This is a genomic window from Streptomyces sp. AM8-1-1, assembly GCF_032229325.1.
Classification (GTDB): domain Bacteria; phylum Actinomycetota; class Actinomycetes; order Streptomycetales; family Streptomycetaceae; genus Streptomyces; species Streptomyces achmelvichensis.
Genome location: NZ_CP135086.1, coordinates 6831389 through 6848357, shown reverse-complemented (window position 1 = coordinate 6848357; position 16969 = coordinate 6831389). Strand labels below are relative to the sequence as shown.

Below are 16969 nucleotides of genomic sequence, written 5' to 3'. Positions count from 1 at the left end.
GGCGCCCCGGGAGATCCCGGGACGCCCACGGACGGCCGTACGACTTCAGATGGTGATCAGGGACTCCAGTGGAGCTCCCCGCAGCGTGGGCTCCAGGCGGGCCCTGCCGCCGAGGAAACCCAGTTCCATCAGGACCGCGATGCCCGCGACCTCGGCCCCGCTGCGACGGATCAGTTCGACCGCCGCCCCCGCGGTGCCGCCGGTGGCGAGCACATCGTCGATGACCATCACACGGTCGCCCGTCTGCAGGTCCTCGGCGTGCACCTCGATCTCGGCGCTGCCGTACTCCAGCTCGTACGCCTGGGAGAGCGTCGCTCCGGGGAGCTTGCCCGCCTTGCGTACGGGGATGAAGCCCAGCCCCGCGCGGACCGCGACCGGGGCGCCGAGGATGAACCCCCGCGCCTCGAGTCCGACGACCTTGGTGGCCCCGTGCCGCGCGCACCCTTCGGCGAGCACGTCGGTGAGGGCCGTGAAGGCCTTCGGGTCCGCCAGCAGGGGCGTGATGTCCTTGAACACCACGCCCGGCTTCGGGTAGTCGGGTACGTCGCGGATACGGCTCAGCAGCAGCTCCTGCACGCCGTCGGTCATCGACGCCTGCCCGAGGGGCGGCCGCGGCCACGACCCCGAGGTCCGACGACGGCGCCCGCCGTCGCGGCGTCGCCCGGCACCTCGTCCGACGGCCCGTGGGGCTCCTCGGCCTGGTCCGGGGACTCGCCCTTGGCCGCGGCGGCCGCGCGCTTGGCGAGGACCCGCTTCTTCAGGGCCTTCATCTGCGGCTCGCGCTCCTTGAGGTCGGCGACGAGCGGCGTGGCGATGAAGATCGAGGAGTACGCACCGGCGGCGAGGCCGACGAAGAGCGAGAGCGAGATGTCGTTGAGCATGCCGGCGCCGAGGAAGCCGCCGCCGATGAAGAGCAGACCGGCGACCGGCAGCAGCGCGACGACCGTGGTGTTGATCGACCGCACCAGGGTGCCGTTGATCGAACGGTTGGCGATCTCGCTGTAGGTCCACCGGGTCTGCTTGGTGATGTCCTTCGTGCCTTCCTTGAGGCTGTCGAAGACGACCACGGTGTCGTACAGCGAGTAACCGAGGATGGTCAGCAGACCGATCACGGTGCCCGGGGTGACCTCGAATCCGACCAGGGCGTAGATGCCCACCGTGATCGTGATGTCGTGGATCAGCGCGATGAGGGCGGCGATGGCCATGCGCCACTCGAAGGCGATCGCCAGATAGATCACCACGAGGATCATGAAGACCCCGAGGCCGGTCCAGGCCTTGTTGGCGATCTGCTTGCCCCAGCTCGGGCCGACGAGCTCCTGGTCGATCTGGTTCTTGTTCATGTCCAGATCGGCGGCGAGCTTCGTGGCCACCGCGTCGGCCTGCTTGGTGTCCAGGTCGCTGACCTGGATACGCAGAGTGTCGTTGCCGAGCTGCTGGACGATGGCGTCATGGCCGGAGGCCGTTTCCGCGAACTCCTCGGCCTGCGCGACGGACACATTCGTCTTCGCGGTGTTGAAGACGGCACCGCCCTTGAACTCGATGCCCATGTTCAGACCCTGTACCGCCAGGCCGACGATGGCCGTGATGGTGATCAGGATCGAGAGGCCGTACCAGATCTTCCGCTTGCCGACGAAGTCGTAACCGACCTCGCCGCGGTAGAGCCTGGCGCCGATGTTGCCGAGACGCGACATCTCACGCCTCCTTCGGGTCGGTGGGGGCGGAGGTGCGACGCGTGCGGCGCAGCGGGGGCTTGGCACCGAGGCGCTTCGGGTCGAGCCCGGACCAGGAGCCGCCGGAGGAGAAGAACTTCGTGCGGGCGAGGAGCGTCATGACCGGCTTGGTGAAGAAGAACACCACGACCACGTCGAGCAGGGTGGTCAGACCGAGGGTGAACGCGAAGCCCTGGACCTTGCCGACGGTGACCACGAAGAGCACCGCGGCGGCGAGGAACGACACGAAGTCGGAGACCAGGATGGTGCGCCGGGCACGCGGCCAGGCACGCTCCACGGCGGGCCGCAGCGTACGGCCCTCGCGGATCTCGTCCCTTATGCGTTCGAAGTACACGATGAACGAGTCGGCGGTGATACCGATGGCAACGATCGCACCACACACCGCGGGCAGGTTCAGGGCGAACCCGATGGCCGGGCCGAGCAGGGCCATCAGCGAGTAGGTGAGGGCTGCCGAGACCAGGAGGCTGAGGATCGCCACCAGGGACAGACCGCGGTAGTAGACCACCAGGTAGATGATGACCAGCGCGAGGCCGATGGCACCGGCGATGAGGCCGGCCTGGAGCTGCTCGCCGCCGAGCGCCGCGCTGACGGTGGTGACGCTCTGCTCCTCGAAGCTGAGGGGCAGCGCACCGTAGGACAGGATGTTGCCGAGGTCCTGCGCCGACTGCTGGTCGAAGCTTCCGGAGATCTCGGCGTTGGCGCTGAGCGTCTGGTTGACCTGCGGGGCCGAGACGACCTCGCCGTCGAGGACGATCGCGAACTGGTTCTGCGGCGACTGCTGCTGCGAGAGCTTGCTGGTGATCGCCTGGAACTTCTTCGAGCCGGCGCTGGTGAAGTCCATCGTGACGATCCACATGCCGCGCTGCTGGTCCAGCTGGCCCTTGGCGTCGTCGACGTCCTTACCGCTCACCGCGGCGGGTCCGAGAACGTACTTCTCCCACTGCCCGGCGCTGTTCTTGCCACAGGCGACCGTGGGCTCCTCGGGCTTGACGCCCTCGCCCACGTTGCCGCGCTCGGTCTGGTCGAGGCAGTTGAGGTCGGTGAACTTCTTCTCCAGCGCGGCGGTGCCGGGCGGGGGCGGCGTCGCGGCCGGCTTCTCGGCGGCGGAGCCGCTGGGCTTCGGCGACGGGGCCTTCAGCCCGTCGGTGACGGCGCGGCCCTGCGTGGTGGCGCTGGGCGACGGGGAGGTCGCCTTGTCGGCGCCGCCCTTGTCCGTGGCCTTGTCCGGCGCGGAGGCGCTCGGACTGGGCTTGGGCTGCGGGGCGGTCGGCCCACCCGCGGCGACGGTCAGAACGGGCCGGAAGTAGAGCTGGGCGGTGGTACCGACCTGCTTACGGGCCTGCTCGGAGTTCGTCCCCTTCGGGATGTTGACGATGATGTTCTCGCGGCCCTGGGTCTGAACCTCGGCCTCCGAGACACCGAGACCATTGACACGGCGTTCGATGATCTCGACCGCGGTGTTCATGTTGGTCTCGTTGATCGCGCTTTCCTTGCCGGGCTCCGCCTTCGCGGCCAGCGTGATCGTCGTACCGCCGGCCAGGTCGATGCCCAGGCGAGGCGTGGTGTGCCCGGACCAGAACATCCCACCGGTCAGCGCGACCATGGCGATCAGGATCAGAGCGAGGACGCGCCCCGGCTTCCCCTGAGCCCCCGCGGGCCTTCGGCCCCTGTTCGGTGCTGCCACCTTCTCGTTTCTCCCTGTCCAACCGCCCCCGCGCCGGGTGTGCGCCGGGTCGGCCACGAAGTGTTGTGGGGACCTGCCCCCGCAGAAGTCAACACGACCCGGGGACCGCAGGGCACCGGTCGGTGCCTCCGCGATCCCCGATCATGACTACTTCTCGCCGTCGGCCTTGCCGTCCTTGGGCTCCGTGTCAGTGGCGTCGGCGTCGGCATCCTTGGCGCCGGCCTCGTCCGCCGCGTCCGCCTCGGGCTTCTTGCCGAGGTCGATCTTGGCGTCATCGGACTCGGTCGTGCCGGTCAGCGAGGACGCGTCGTCCGGCACGATCGGGTCGTCGATCCGAGCAGCGTCGTCGCCGTGCACGATGCGGTTGTACTCGTCGTCGTCGAGGACCGCGCCGATGGCGTTCTTCGCATACATGGCGTGGACGCCGGGAGCGACTTCGAGCAGCACGGCGTCGTCGTGCAGCTCCTTGACGGTGGCGTACATCCCCCCGATCGTCCGGACGCCGGTGCCGGGCTGCATCTGGTTGCGCATCTGCGCAGCAGCCTGCTGCTTCTTCTTGGCGGACCGGGTCATCAGGAACATGGCCCCGATGAGCACGATGAAGGGGAGGAGGGTCACGAGACTCACGGGAAGAAACTTCCTTCACACGACCGCACCGATGAGGCGGCCTTATCTACGGGGGTGGGTACGCCGACCTGGAAGGGCGGCATCGGCGGAGTCTAAGCGAGTCCGCATCAAAGGAACAACGCCCAGCATCGCACCGTGGTTCCTGCCCGGCGAGTATCCGCGCCGTCACGTCCCGAACAGCCCCGGTTGTCCGCTTGCACCGGGGGCCTGCTGCGGCGGAACGAGGCCGAGATGGGCCCAGGCGGCGGGGGTCGCGACCCGTCCGCGCGGGGTCCGGGCCAGCAGTCCCTCCCGTACGAGGAAGGGCTCGGCGACCTCCTCCACGGTCTCCCGCTCCTCCCCCACGGCCACCGCGAGCGTCGACAGGCCCACCGGGCCGCCGCCGAACAGCTTGAGCAGCGCCTGGAGGACCGCCCGGTCCAGACGGTCGAGGCCCCGGGCATCCACCTCGTACACCTTGAGTGCCGCGGCCGCGATGTCCCGGGTGATCAGTCCGTCCGCCTTGACCTGCGCGTAGTCGCGTACGCGGCGCAGCAGGCGGTTGGCGATGCGGGGCGTGCCACGGGAGCGGCCGGCGATCTCGGCGGCGCCGTCGGACTCGATCTCCAGGTCGAGGAGCTGGGCGGAGCGGTGGATGACGCGTTCCAGCTCGGTGGGGTCGTAGAACTCCATGTGCGCGGTGAAACCGAACCGGTCACGCAGCGGCGGGGGCAGCAGTCCGGCCCTGGTGGTGGCGCCGACCAGGGTGAACGGCGGCAGCTCCAGCGGGATGGCGGTGGCCCCGGGTCCCTTGCCGACGATGACGTCGACACGGAAGTCCTCCATGGCCATGTAGAGCATTTCCTCGGCGGGCCGGGACATCCGGTGGATCTCGTCGAGGAAGAGGACCTCGCCCTCCTGGAGGGAGGAGAGGATCGCCGCCAGGTCGCCGGCGTGCTGGATGGCGGGGCCCGAGGTGATGCGGATCGGGGCCTTCATCTCAGCGGCGATGATCATGGACAGGGTGGTCTTGCCGAGCCCGGGGGCACCGGAGAGCAGGACGTGGTCGGCGGTGGCGCCACGGGCGAGAGCGGCCTTGAGGACCAGGTCGAGCTGCTCGCGCACCCTCTCCTGGCCCACGAACTCGTCGAGGGACTTCGGCCGCAGCGCCGCCTCGACGGCCTGGTCCTCGCCGTCGGCGGAGGGGCCGACGAGCCGCCCGTCGGCGGCATAGGGCGCTTCGTCGGCGGGGGCCGGGGTGATGTCGTCCCAGTTCACTGCGGAGGTGCCTCACGAGGTCGTCGCGGCACTCGCGCCGCGGGGTGGTCGGGGTCGTCCGTCCCCGGGCGTGCCCTGCGGCACGGACGGGAGGGGCGGGGGCCGGCAGGCGCGCGGACGCGCCCACGGGTCATCTCGTGCGGTTCAGCGACTGGAGGGCGGCCTTGAGGAGCTGACCCACCACCGGCTCGCCCGCCGAGGCCTCGGCCTGCGGCGCGACCGCGGCCACCGCCTCGTCGGCCTCGCGGGTGGCATAGCCCAGTCCGATCAGCGCGCCGTGCAGCTGGTCGCGCCAGGAGGAGGAGACGGCCGTGCCGATGCCCTGCTTGCCGATGTGCGCGCCGAGCGGCTCCCCGAGGCGGTCCTTCAGCTCCAGCAGCAGCTTCTGCGCGCCCTTCTTGCCGATGCCGGGGACGGCGGTGAGCGCCTTCTCGTCGCCGGTCGCCACCGCCACCCGCAGGGCATCGGGGGTGTGCACGGCCAGCATCGCCTGGGCCAGTCGTGGGCCGACGCCGCTCGCCGTCTGGAGCAGTTCGAAGACCTGCCGCTCGTCGTCGTCGGCGAAGCCGTACAGCGTGAGCGAGTCCTCCCGGACGACGAGGGAGGTGGCGAGCTTGGCGTCCTGGCCGATGCGCAGCGCGGACAGGGTGTTGGGCGTGCACTGGAGGGCCATGCCGACGCCGCCGACCTCGATGACCGCGGTGGTGGGAGCGAGGGCGGCCACCGGGCCGCTGACAAAGGCGATCATGCGGTACGGCCTTTCGATGCGTGCAGGGCGACAGCCTGCTGCAGGCGGTTCTGCGCGGGTGCGCGCCAGATGTGACAGATGGCGAGGGCGAGGGCGTCCGCCGCGTCGGCGGGCTTCGGCGGGGCGTCGAGCCGCAGCAGGCGGGTGACCATGGCGCCCACCTGAGCCTTGTCGGCCCGGCCGCTGCCGGTGACGGCGGCCTTCACCTCGCTGGGAGTGTGCAGGACGACGGGGATACCCCGGCGGGACGCGCAGAGCATGGCGACGGCGCTGGCCTGGGCGGTGCCCATGACGGTGCGGACGTTGTGCTGGCTGAACACCCGCTCCACGGCGACCCGTTCGGGACGGTACTCGTCCAACCACTGCTCGATGCCCTGCTCGACGGCGACCAGGCGGTGGCCGAGCTCGGCGTCCGCGGGGGTGCGCACCACTCCGACGCCCAGCATGGTCAGCTGACGGCCCGCCACTCCCTCGACGACCCCCACACCGCACCGGGTCAGTCCCGGGTCCACCCCCAGCACACGCACGCCGTCCTCCTCCGTCCTCCCCCGGCGGCGCCGGGAGGTCCCCTGTTCGTGCAGGCTATCCGCCGGCACCGACAACGCGCCGGAACGCCGACGGGCCGACGGGTGTGTCCCGTCGGCCCGCCGTACGAAGCGGATCAGGCGTCGACCTTCTCCATGACCTCGTCCGAGACGTCGAAGTTGGCGAAGACGTTCTGCACGTCGTCGCTGTCCTCCAGCGCGTCGATCAGCTTGAAGATCTTGCGAGCGCCCTCTTCCTCCAGCTCGACCTGCATGGTCGGGACGAAGTTGGCCTCGGCCGAGTCGTAGTCGATTCCGGCCTCCTGGAGCGCGGTGCGCACCGCGACCAGGTCGGTGGCCTCGCTGAGGACCTCGAAGGACTCACCGAGGTCGTTGACCTCTTCGGCGCCCGCGTCCAGGACGGCGCCGAGGACGTCGTCCTCGCTCAGCTCGCCCTTGGGGACGATGACGACGCCCTTGCGGTTGAAGAGGTAGGAGACCGAGCCGGGGTCGGCCATCGAGCCGCCGTTGCGGGTCATGGCGACACGGACGTCGGAGGCCGCGCGGTTGCGGTTGTCGGTGAGGCACTCGATGAGCACCGCGACGCCGTTCGGCCCGTAGCCCTCGTACATGATCGTCTCGTAGTCGGCGCCGCCGGCCTCCAGGCCCGCGCCGCGCTTGACCGCGGAGTCGATGTTCTTGTTCGGGACCGAGCTCTTCTTGGCCTTCTGGATGGCGTCGAAGAGGGTGGGGTTGCCGTCGACGTCGGCACCGCCCGTACGGGCCGCAACCTCGATGTTCTTGATCAGCTTCGCGAAGAGCTTGCCGCGCTTGGCATCGATCACGGCCTTCTTGTGCTTCGTCGTAGCCCATTTAGAGTGGCCGGACATCTGCCTGTCTCCTTCGCGTAACCCATTGCTGCTGCGTTCGGCAGAGATCCTACCGGGACGGCGTCACCAGGCAGCGCGCACCATGTCCACAAACAGGCCGTGCACCCGGTGGTCTCCGGTGAGTTCGGGGTGGAAGGACGTCGCCAGCGCGTTGCCCTGGCGCACGGCGACGATGTGGCCGTCGTACTCCGCCAGCACCTCGACCTCGGCGCCCACCGACTCCACCCACGGAGCCCGGATGAAGACGCCCTCGACCGGTCCGTCCGCCACTCCCCGCAGATCCACGGACGCCTCGAACGACTCGTTCTGGCGGCCGAAGGCATTGCGGCGGACGATCATGTCGATGCCGCCGAGCGTCTCCTGGCCCGAGCGCGGGTCGAGGATCTTGTCGGCGAGCATGATCAGCCCGGCGCAGGTGCCGTACACGGGCATGCCGGAGCGCACCCGCTCGCGCAGCGGCTCAGTCATGCCGAAGAGCGCCGCGAGTTTGGACATGGTGGTGGACTCGCCGCCGGGGATGACGAGGCCGTCGACCTCGGCGAGTTCCTCGGGACGCCGCACCTGCCTGGCCACGGCATCCGCCGAGGCCAGGGCGATCAGGTGCTCCCGTACGTCGCCCTGGAGGGCCAGGACTCCGATGACCGGCGAAGTCATCACCAGCCTCGGTTGGCGTAGCGCTCGGCCTCGGGGAGGGTGTCGCAGTTGATGCCGACCATGGCCTCGCCCAGGTCGCGGGAGGAGTCCGCGATGATCTTCGGGTCGTCGTAGAAGGTGGTGGCCTTCACGATGGCGGCGGCGCGCTTGGCCGGGTCGCCGGACTTGAAGATGCCCGAGCCCACGAACACGCCCTCGGCGCCGAGCTGGCGCATGAGCGCGGCGTCGGCGGGGGTGGCCACACCGCCGGCCGAGAAGAGGACCACCGGCAGCTTGCCCAGCTCGGAGACCTCCTTGACCAGCTCGTAGGGGGCGCGGAGGTCCTTGGCGGCGGCGTAGAGCTCGTTGTTGTCGAAGCCGCGCAGCCGGGCGATCTCGTTCTTGATCTGGCGCAGGTGGCGGACGGCCTCGACGACGTTGCCGGTGCCGGCCTCGCCCTTCGAGCGGATCATGGCCGCGCCCTCGGCGATACGGCGCAGTGCCTCACCCAGGTTGGTGGCACCGCACACGAAGGGGGTGGTGAAGGCCCACTTGTCGGAGTGGTTGACCTCGTCGGCCGGGGTCAGCACCTCGGACTCGTCGATGTAGTCGACGCCGAGGGACTGGAGCACCTGGGCCTCGACGAAGTGGCCGATCCGCGACTTGGCCATGACGGGGATGGACACGGCCTCGATGATCTCTTCGATCATGTTCGGGTCGGACATCCGGGCCACGCCGCCGTCCTTGCGGATGTCGGCCGGAACGCGCTCCAGGGCCATGACGGCCACGGCTCCCGCGTCCTCGGCGATCTTCGCCTGCTCGGCGTTGACCACGTCCATGATCACGCCGCCCTTGAGCTGCTCGGCCATGCCGCGCTTGACGCGGGCGGTGCCGGTGGCCGGGGAGTCGGTGGACTGCGGGGTGCTGGGGAGCGTACTGGACACGGAAGGGACCTCACTCGGTGACGACAGTCGATGCGTAACCGATGGAACCTTCACCGACCAGGCCACTGCAAGGGCCAATGAACAGCCGGTGGATCGTTTTCACCGCTGGAGTGAAGGGGAGGACCCCTTCGCGCCTGGATACGTGAGGTACCCGGCCCGGCTGGTAACCGCGCCACGGGTACACCGGACACCGCGTCCCGCCCGGGACGTCAGGTACCCGGCCGGTCCGCCAGCGCGACCGGAGCCTCGTCGTCCATCTCGAAGGCCAGCGGGAACGGCGCATGACCGGCCAGCCGGAACCAGCGGACCGTACGGTGACGGCGCAGGGCGCGTGCGGCACGCACCGCGTCGTTGTGGAACCGCCGTGCCATCGGGACCCGCCGCACGGCCTGCGCCAGCTCCAGCGTGGCGTCCTCGCCGCCCGGCACCTCACGCACCGCCTCGATCTGCACCGTCTCGGAGAAGACGGCCCGCAGTGCGGCGCTCAGCTCGCTCTCGGCGACCTCGCGCTGCTCCTCCTCGGCCTGGCGGGCGGCGTGCGCCGCCTCGTAGAGGACGATCGACGCGGCCGGGTCGAGCACTCCGGAGGTCGCCAGTTCCTGGGTGACCGAAGCGCGGCGTACGAGCTGGGCGTCGAGGGCGGCGCGGGCGGCGTCGATACGGGCGTGCAGCCGGTCCAGCCGTCCGGCGGTCCAGCTCAGATACAGGCCGATCAGGACGAGGCCGACGACGATCCAGATAAGGGTTACGGTCACGGGCGGCAAGGCTACCGCCCCGGTCCGAGGGCTCCCGCGGCGCGTTCCGCGCCCGGGCGCCCGCCGTCACCGGAGCGTGGCGGCGGAGCCCTTCGGAGGCGGGCTCAGTCCCGCGCGAGGCCGAAACGGGCGCGGAAGCCGGGCCGTTCGTCCGCCGCCACCGAGGCGGCGCCGTCCGTCACCGTCTCGTAGACCGAGAGGATGTCCGCGCCGACCGTCGACCAGTCGAAGCGGCGTACGTGCTTGCTGCCCCGCTCCCGCAGCTCGGCCCGCCGCTCGGGGTCGCCGAGCAGCCGGACCGCGGCACTCGCCAGCGCGTCCGCGTCCTCGTTGGCGAACAGCTCGCCCGCCGATCCCTGGTCCAGCACCTGGGCGAAGGCGTCCAGGTCGCTGGCGAGCACCGGCGCGCCCGCCGACATGGCTTCGACGAGGATGATCCCGAAGCTCTCGCCGCCGGTGTTGGGCGCGATGTAGAGGTCGACGCTGCGCAGCAGCCGCGCCTTGTCCTCGTCGCTGACCATGCCGAGGAACTCGACGCGGTCGCGCATCTCCTTCGGCAGGGACGCGACGGCCTCGTCCTCGTCGCCCCGGCCCGCCACCAGGAGCCGGGTGTCCGGGCACTCGGCGAGGATCTTCGGCAGCGCCTTCATCAGCACCGGCAGACCCTTGCGGGGCTCGTCGATACGCCCTATGAAGCCGATCGTGCCGCCGCGCCGCCCTCCGTCACCGCCGTCCGGGTCGCGCGCGCTGTCCGACTGCCATTCGGCCTTGGGCTCGGCGCCCTCGAAGAAGCCGACGTCCACGCCGTTGGGGATGACGACGGCGTCGCCGCCGAGGTGCTCGACGAGCGTCCTGCGGGCGTACTCACTGACCGCGATCCGGGCGTTGATCTTCTCCAGCGCGGGCTGGAGGATCGGATACGCGGCGATCATCGCCCGCGAACGCGGGTTCGAGGTGTGGAACGTCGCCACGATCGGCCCCTGCGCCGCCCAGCAGCTGAGCAGGCCCAGCGACGGCGACGCGGGCTCGTGGATGTGGATGACGTCGAAGGTGCCGTCGTGCAGCCAGCGCCGCACCCGCGCCGCCGACAGGAAGCCGAAGTTCAGCCGGGCCACCGAGCCGTTGTACGGGACGGGCACCGCCCGGCCCGCGGAGACCACGTACGGCGGGAGCGGTGTCTCGTCGTCCGCCGGCGCCAGCACCGACACCTCGTGGCCGAGCCGGATCAGGTGTTCGGCCAGGTCCCTGATGTGGAATTGGACGCCGCCCGGTACGTCCCAGGAGTACGGGCAGACGATGCCGATCCTCACGTCCGCTCCTCCTGGGGCTCGAGATCGGCGAGCCACAGCCGCTGCAGCATGTGCCAGTCCTCCGGGTGGTCGGCGATGCCGGTGGCGTAGGCGTCGGCCAGTGCCTGTGTCATGGAGGACGTCTTCTCGGCCCGGGTACCTGTCTCGGGTACGTCGATGGCCGGGTGGACGCGGCCGTACATCATCGGCGCGTCGCCGAACCAGAGCGTGGCCGGGAGGAGCAGGGCCCCGGTCTGCTGGGCGAGCATCGCCGGTCCCGCGGGCATCCGGGCCGTCTCGCCGAAGTACTTCACTTCGACGCCGTTGGCCGACAGGTCGCGGTCGGCCACCAGGCACACCACCCCTCCGGCCCGCAGCCGACGGGCCAGGGTGCCGAACGCGGAGCCGCCGGCGTGCGGCAGGACCTCCATACCGAGGCTCTCGCGGTAGGCCACGAAACGGTCGTACAGCGTCTCCGGCTTCAGCCGCTCGGCGACCGTGGTGAAGGGAACGCCCCGCGCCCGGGTGAGATAGACCCCGGCGAGGTCCCAGTTCGCCAGGTGCGGCAGGGCGAGGATCACCCCGCGGCCCGAGGCGATGCCGTCCATCAGACGGTCGATGTCGTGGATCTCGACGCTTTCCCGGACGCGGTCGGCGCTCCAGGTGGGCAGACGGAAGGACTCCATCCAGTACCGCATGTAGGAGCGCATGCCGGCCTTCGACAGCTCGGCGAGGCGCGCCGGATCCGCGTCGGGGACGACGCGGGCCAGGTTGGACTCCAGCCGCAGCACGCTCTTGCCGCGGCGCTTCCAGGCGATGTCGGCGATGTTCCTGCCGAGCGCGGCGGCCGCCGGCTCGGGCAGCTTCTTGACGGTGCTCCAGCCCAGTCCGTAGAGCCCGTCGGTCAGCCGGTCCCGCATCACGTCGCCTCAGCCTCGCTTCCGTGCGCCGCGGCGTCGGCCTCCGCGGACTCCCGGCGCACCGTGACCACCCGCTGCCCCAGGGTCACCAGGCTGCCGACCGCCACGATCCACAGCGCGATCGGCAGCAGGATGTCGATGCCGGGCACGCCGAAGGCGTGGAGACCCGCGAGTCCCGCCGCGACCAGGGAGATCACCAGCCGCTCGGCGCGTTCGATCAGACCGTTCACGGCGACCGGCAGGCCGATCGATTCTCCACGTGCCTTGGTGTACGACACGACCTGGCCGCTCGCCAGACAGAAGATCGCCACGGCGCAGAGCACGTTGTCGTTGCCGCTGCCCGCGTACCAGAGCGCGAAGCCGCCGAAGATGGCGCTGTCGGCGACCCGGTCGAGGGTGGAGTCCAGAAAGGCTCCCCAGCGGCTGGACACGCCGGCCTGGCGGGCCATGTTGCCGTCGACGAGGTCCGAGAACACGAACATCGTGATGACGATCGTGCCCCAGAAGAACTCTCCGCGCGGGAAGAAGACCAGCGCACCCGCCATCACTCCGGCCGTGCCGACGAGCGTCACCGCGTCGGGACTCACCCCTCGACGGAGCAGAAATGCGGCGAACGGTGTGAGGACACGCGTGAAGAATGCACGCGCGTACTTGTTCAGCATGGCCTTCCCGAGGGTCGGTGGCCGGGCGGCCCCATTGGCCACCGGCTGGCCCATCGTAGCCAGGACCGAAGCGCTCCACCGCCGCGCACCCACCCCGCACGGCGGCGTACGACGTATGGACGCATTGTGACCTGAGTGGAAAGCTCGAAAGACGACTGCGGGCACCGCCGGAGCTGCCCCTGGATGCCGTCCGGAGGCCACAGTCACGGCTTCGTACGCCCGCGGCCCCTCTCTCCTCACCGTGCAATCGATCGGGAGGCAAGAATCATGGGCGACAAGGCGAGTGGACACACCGGAGCCGCCGGCAGGGCGGCGACGGCCGACCGGCCCTCATCCGTACGGAACGTGGTGCTGGTCGGCCACAGCGGATCGGGAAAGACGACGTTGATCGAGGCTCTCGCGCTCACCGCGGGAGCGGTCAACCGGGCAGGAAGGGTGGAGGACGGCGGGACCGTCTCCGACTACGACGAGATCGAACACCGGCAGCAACGCTCCGTACAGCTGTCACTGGTCCCCGTCGAGTGGGGCGGGTACAAGATCAATCTCCTGGACACTCCCGGATACGCCGACTTCGTCGGGGAGCTCAGGGCCGGTCTGCGAGCCGCGGACGCGGCCCTTTTCGTTGTCTCGGCAGCCCAGGAACCCGAGGCGATCGCGGGCGCGACCCGCATGGTCTGGGAGGAGTGCGCCGCGGTGGGCATGCCGCGCGCCATCGTCGTCACCCACCTGGAGACGGCGCGGACCGGCTTCGAGGAGCTGACCCGGGTCTGCGGAGAGATCTTCGGCGGCGACGACCCCGACGCCGTACTGCCGCTGTACCTGCCGCAGTACGGGCCCCAGCACCCGGACGGCCACGCACCCGTCACCGGTCTGGTCGGGCTGCTGTCCCAGAAGATCTTCGACTACTCCTCCGGCGAGCGCAAAGAGACGCCACCGGACCCGGATCAGGCGCCGCTGCTTCAGGAGGCCCGCAACCGGCTCATCGAGGGGATCATCGCCGAGAGCGAGGACGAGACCCTGATGGACCGCTACCTCACGGGCGCGGACATCGACATCAAGACCCTCATCACCGATCTGGAGAAGGCCGTCGCACGCGGCATCTTCCACCCGGTCCTCGCCGCGGCCCCGGCGGCCGACGGGGCCAAGCAGGGTCTCGGCACGGTCGAGCTCCTCGAACTGATCACCGGCGGCTTCCCCACCCCGCTGGAGCCGCAGTCCCCGGTCGTCACCACGCCCTCGGGCGCACCCGGTCCGCAGATCAGCTGCGACCCCGACGGCCCGCTGGTGGCCGAGGTCGTCAAGACGGCGTCCGACCCGTATGTCGGCCGGCTCTCGCTCGTCCGGGTCTTCTCCGGCACCCTGCGGCCCGACGAGACAGTGCATGTGTCGGGGCACGGACTCGCCGACCGCGGACACGAGGACCACGACGTCGACGAACGCGTCGGCGCGCTCTCCGTGCCCTTCGGCAAGCAGCAGCGCCCGCTCGGTCATGTCTTCGCCGGAGACCTCGCCTGCGTCGCGAAGCTCTCCCGCGCGGAGACCGGCGACACGCTCTCGTCCAAGGACGATCCGCTGCTGATGGAGCCGTGGACGATGCCCGACCCGCTGCTGCCGCTGGCCATCCAGGCGCACAGCAAGGCGGACGAGGACAAGCTCTCCCAGGGCCTCTCGCGGCTGGTGGCCGAGGACCCGACGATGCGGCTGGAACAGAACCAGGCCACACACCAGGTCGTGCTGTGGTGTCTGGGCGAGGCGCACGCGGACGTGGCCCTGGAACGGCTGCGCAGCCGCTACGGCGTCCAGGTCGACGTCGTGCCGTACCAGGTGTCGCTGCGCGAGACGTTCGGCGGGAAGTCGACCGGGCGCGGGCGGCATGTGAAGCAGTCCGGCGGACACGGCCAGTACGCGATCTGCGAGATCGACGTGGAGCCCCTGCCGGCCGGTTCCGGCATCGAGTTCGTCGACAAGGTGGTGGGCGGCGCTGTCCCGCGGCAGTTCATCCCGTCCGTGGAGAAGGGAGTGCGCGCCCAGGCGGCGCGCGGCGTCGCCGCCGGATACCCGCTCGTCGACGTACGGATCACACTGCGGGACGGCAAGGCGCACTCGGTCGACTCCTCCGACGCCGCGTTCCAGACGGCCGGCGCGCTCGCGCTGCGCGAGGCCTCGTCGGACGTCCGCATCCATCTGCTGGAGCCGGTGGCCGAGGTGCAGGTGCTGGTGTCGGACGAGTACGTCGGCCCGGTGATGAGCGATCTGTCGGGACGGCGCGGGCGGGTCGTCGGTACCGAACAGACCAGCGGATCACGCACGTTGGTCCGGGCCGAGGTACCCGAGATCGAGATCGGGCGGTACGCCGTCGATCTGCGCTCGATCTCCCACGGCACGGGCCAGTTCTCCCGCGCGTACGCCCGGCATGAACCGATGCCCCAGCAGGTCGCCGACAAGATGCGTGGCCAGGGCGGGAACGGCTCATAGGCGAGGGTGCCGTCCGCCGGCGGCCGTGCGGCGGACGGCATCGGGCCGTCCTGTGACGAATGCCGTGCGCCCCCGATACGCTGAGCTGCGCAGCTCAGCAGGTGTGCGAGGCACGGTAGTTGGGAACAGGCCGCAGTGCGGATGCAGCGCGGCGAGGGGGCGGCAGTGGCGAGCGACGGTTTCGACTTCAGTCCAGGGGCACAGGTGCCGCTCACGGGCGCCGCCGGGCAGACCGCGGCGACGCATGCCCTCGCCTCGGCGGCGTACCGCGACGGGCCGGTGGCCGAGATCCTCAAGGCGAACAACGAATGGCACACGTCCGTCGTGAAGCCGGGCAAGTTCTCGCTCTTCGAGCCGAATCTGGGCGAGGCGTTCTCGCGCGCCGTGCAGACACGGACGCTGGGGGGTGCCCGCAAGGCACTGATCCAGTCCTTCGGGACCGAGCCGCAGTCCGTCGTCGAGCACTGCCTCGCGGCGACCGGCATACGCAAGGAGCGGGATTCCAAACTGACCGGCATCATGGTGCTGTTCGGGCTGGTCTTCCTGCCCGGACTGCTGCTGTGGATGGCCGTGTTCCAGCTCCGCCGGACCCTCGCGGGCGCCCAGAACAGGAGCGCGGGGGCACTCGGCACCCTGCTGCTCGTCGCCGTCGGCGGTCTGATCGCGCTCTTCCTGTTCAAGCTGCCCTTCGGCGGCTTCTGGGCGCTGTATCTGCGCCTCATGCTCGTCGCCCCCATCGTGGGATGGATGCTCGCCAAGCGGGTCTGCGAAGCGACGGCCAAGGACATGCGCGCCCGCTGGGACTCGCTCCTCGCTGGCGGCGGCATCGGTGCCAAGGTTCCCGAAGCCGTCCCCGGACACCCGAACGAGACCGCGCGCGAGCAGCTGCGACAGGGCCTGGAGAAGCTCACCGCCGAGCAGCAGTCCAACTCGGTCTTCTACGCGGGCCCCAAGGGCATACTCGGCATGGGCACGCGGTGGGGCAGCTGGCAGATGGCCGAGGAACTGGTCTCCAAGGAGCCGGGCAAGGACATCAACCAGTTCCGCAGCTGGGACGTCGTCCGCGCGATACACGACAAGATGAAGATGCTGGAGCGCGGACCGCTGAACTCGGGCGGCTTCCCCAAGCCGTCGGTCAAGCACTGGATCGTCTCCCCCGTCGGCGAGAACGCCAAGGAAGTGGCGCGGCCCGAGGGCCAGGACGTGGAAGCCTTCCAGGTCAAGGGCCACGAGATACAGCGCATCTGCAACCACCAGCAGTTCGGCGGTGGCAACCGGCACTACCTGGGCGTGCAGTTCACGCTCTGGGACGGCCAGTTGGTGATCACCATGATGATCACGGTCACCGTGCTCCACGAGACCCTGCGCATCGAGGTCACCGGTCACGCTCTCGGTCCGGTGCACCCGCTGTTCACGACCAAGCCCGCGCCCAAGACCGTGACGGTGAGCAAGACGGTCCGCTTCTGGGAGACCGTCGACCGCCAGCTTCCGCTGGTGGAGCCCCGCGAGGTGGTGCGCCTCGCGGTGCGGGCGCCCTTCACCTGGTACCCGCCCCTGCTCGACTTCCTCGGCGGCAAGCTGGTGCTCCCCGAGCCGTTCGGACTGCGGCACGCCTGGGCGGACCAGCCCTGGCGGCACCGGTTCATGGCGGACGACGCGATGCGTGCCGCCACCCCCGTGCTGCGGGTGGCGCACGCGGCGGCGATCAAGGTGCTGGAGGAGAACGGCGTGGACACGGACCGCTTCGGGAACCGCTCCATGGTGGTCAGCAGCTTCGTCCAGGACCCGACGCCGCGCAAGGCCGATCTCTACGACGCGTAGCACCCGTACG

Annotated in this window: 16 protein-coding genes; 2 read left to right on the top strand and 14 right to left on the bottom strand. The window is 70.2% G+C overall.

Annotated features, from left to right (window positions below; translation table 11 throughout):
* Window positions 1–45: 45 nt before the first annotated feature.
* The 14 genes from RPQ07_RS30625 to pgsA all read right to left on the bottom strand — a co-directional run bounded on the left by RPQ07_RS30625 (window position 46) and on the right by pgsA (window position 12717).
* Window positions 46–588 carry an adenine phosphoribosyltransferase gene (locus RPQ07_RS30625; protein ID WP_313947454.1) on the bottom strand — a complete coding sequence of 181 codons (543 nt, stop codon included), beginning with the start codon at window positions 586–588 and terminating at the stop codon, window positions 46–48.
* Window positions 585–1691: a protein translocase subunit SecF gene (secF, locus tag RPQ07_RS30620; RefSeq protein WP_313947453.1), complete on the bottom strand. Its 1107-nt coding sequence runs from the start codon at window positions 1689–1691 to the stop codon at window positions 585–587. The genes RPQ07_RS30625 and secF overlap by 4 nt, the downstream gene beginning before the upstream one ends.
* 1 nt (window position 1692) lies before the next feature.
* A complete protein-coding gene (gene secD / locus RPQ07_RS30615; RefSeq protein ID WP_313947452.1) occupies window positions 1693–3414 on the bottom strand; it encodes a protein translocase subunit SecD in 1722 nt (573 codons plus the stop codon).
* 147 nt (window positions 3415–3561) lie between these two features.
* A complete protein-coding gene (gene yajC, locus RPQ07_RS30610; RefSeq protein ID WP_313947451.1) occupies window positions 3562–4041 on the bottom strand; it encodes a preprotein translocase subunit YajC in 480 nt (159 codons plus the stop codon).
* Between the two features lie 165 nt (window positions 4042–4206).
* Window positions 4207–5298: a Holliday junction branch migration DNA helicase RuvB gene (gene ruvB / locus RPQ07_RS30605; protein WP_313947450.1), complete on the bottom strand. Its 1092-nt coding sequence runs from the start codon at window positions 5296–5298 to the stop codon at window positions 4207–4209.
* Window positions 5299–5428: 130 nt separating this feature from the next.
* Window positions 5429–6046, bottom strand: a complete 618-nt coding sequence (ruvA, locus tag RPQ07_RS30600; RefSeq protein ID WP_313947449.1) for a Holliday junction branch migration protein RuvA — start codon at window positions 6044–6046, stop codon at window positions 5429–5431.
* A complete protein-coding gene (gene ruvC / locus RPQ07_RS30595; protein ID WP_313947448.1) occupies window positions 6043–6573 on the bottom strand; it encodes a crossover junction endodeoxyribonuclease RuvC in 531 nt (176 codons plus the stop codon). Before ruvC ends, ruvA begins: the two co-directional genes overlap by 4 nt.
* A gap of 134 nt (window positions 6574–6707) precedes the next feature.
* Window positions 6708–7460, bottom strand: coding sequence for a YebC/PmpR family DNA-binding transcriptional regulator (locus RPQ07_RS30590; RefSeq protein WP_313947447.1), 753 nt, complete (start codon window positions 7458–7460; stop codon window positions 6708–6710).
* 63 nt (window positions 7461–7523) lie between these two features.
* Window positions 7524–8114 carry a pyridoxal 5'-phosphate synthase glutaminase subunit PdxT gene (gene pdxT / locus RPQ07_RS30585; protein WP_313947446.1) on the bottom strand — a complete coding sequence of 197 codons (591 nt, stop codon included), beginning with the start codon at window positions 8112–8114 and terminating at the stop codon, window positions 7524–7526.
* Window positions 8114–9037 (bottom strand): pyridoxal 5'-phosphate synthase lyase subunit PdxS, encoded by a 924-nt coding sequence (pdxS, locus tag RPQ07_RS30580; RefSeq protein WP_313947445.1) that lies wholly within the window; start codon window positions 9035–9037, stop codon window positions 8114–8116. Before pdxS ends, pdxT begins: the two co-directional genes overlap by 1 nt.
* Before the next feature lie 209 nt (window positions 9038–9246).
* The gene (locus RPQ07_RS30575) at window positions 9247–9792 is read right to left on the bottom strand and encodes a hypothetical protein (protein WP_313947444.1); all 546 of its coding nucleotides are present in this window, start codon (window positions 9790–9792) and stop codon (window positions 9247–9249) included.
* A 104-nt stretch (window positions 9793–9896) separates the two neighbouring features.
* A complete protein-coding gene (locus RPQ07_RS30570; RefSeq protein WP_313947443.1) occupies window positions 9897–11102 on the bottom strand; it encodes a glycosyltransferase family 4 protein in 1206 nt (401 codons plus the stop codon).
* A complete protein-coding gene (locus RPQ07_RS30565; protein ID WP_313947442.1) occupies window positions 11099–12001 on the bottom strand; it encodes a phosphatidylinositol mannoside acyltransferase in 903 nt (300 codons plus the stop codon). Before RPQ07_RS30565 ends, RPQ07_RS30570 begins: the two co-directional genes overlap by 4 nt.
* Window positions 12001–12717 carry a phosphatidylinositol phosphate synthase gene (gene pgsA / locus RPQ07_RS30560; protein WP_313947441.1) on the bottom strand — a complete coding sequence of 239 codons (717 nt, stop codon included), beginning with the start codon at window positions 12715–12717 and terminating at the stop codon, window positions 12001–12003. The genes RPQ07_RS30565 and pgsA overlap by 1 nt, the downstream gene beginning before the upstream one ends.
* A gap of 213 nt (window positions 12718–12930) precedes the next feature.
* On the opposite strand from pgsA, the gene RPQ07_RS30555 reads away from it, so the two are divergent.
* Together RPQ07_RS30555 and RPQ07_RS30550 are read left to right on the top strand one after the other, a co-directional pair.
* Entirely contained in the window at window positions 12931–15138 is a 2208-nt protein-coding gene (locus tag RPQ07_RS30555; protein WP_313947440.1) for an elongation factor G-like protein EF-G2, read from the top strand.
* A gap of 165 nt (window positions 15139–15303) precedes the next feature.
* Window positions 15304–16959, top strand: coding sequence for a hypothetical protein (locus RPQ07_RS30550; protein ID WP_313947439.1), 1656 nt, complete (start codon window positions 15304–15306; stop codon window positions 16957–16959).
* Window positions 16960–16969 lie beyond the last annotated feature (10 nt).